Annotated in this window: 1 protein-coding gene; it reads left to right on the top strand. The window is 68.3% G+C overall.

Translation table 11 applies throughout. The features are described from left to right. A partial coding sequence (locus tag GPA27_RS28695) for an AAA family ATPase (RefSeq protein WP_169143766.1) occupies window positions 1-388 on the top strand: 388 nt, incomplete at both ends.

Genomic DNA, 388 nt, shown 5'->3' with positions numbered 1-388 from the left:
GTACACCGTCGTACTGCTCGACGAGGTGGAGAAGGCGCACCCCGAGGTCTTCGACATCCTGCTCCAGGTGCTGGACGACGGCCGGCTCACGGACGGCCAGGGCCGCACCGTCGACTTCCGCAACACCATCCTGGTGCTCACCTCCAACCTGGGCAGCCAGTACCTGGTCGACCCGACGACCGGCGAGGCGGAGAAGAAGCAGCAGGTCCTGGAGGTGGTCCGGTCCTCCTTCAAGCCGGAGTTCCTCAACCGGCTCGACGACCTGGTGGTCTTCTCGGCCCTCAGCCAGGAGGAGCTGAGCCGGATCGCACGGCTCCAGATCAACGGCCTGGCCCGGCGGCTCGCCGAACGCCGCCTCACCCTGGAGGTCACCGACGAGGCCCTCGCC

The sequence above is a fragment of the Aromatoleum toluolicum genome, from assembly GCF_012911005.2.
Lineage (GTDB): Bacteria > Pseudomonadota > Gammaproteobacteria > Burkholderiales > Rhodocyclaceae > Aromatoleum > Aromatoleum toluolicum.
Note: the sequence above shows the minus strand (reverse complement) of the source record. Positions and strands in the feature narration are given on the sequence as shown.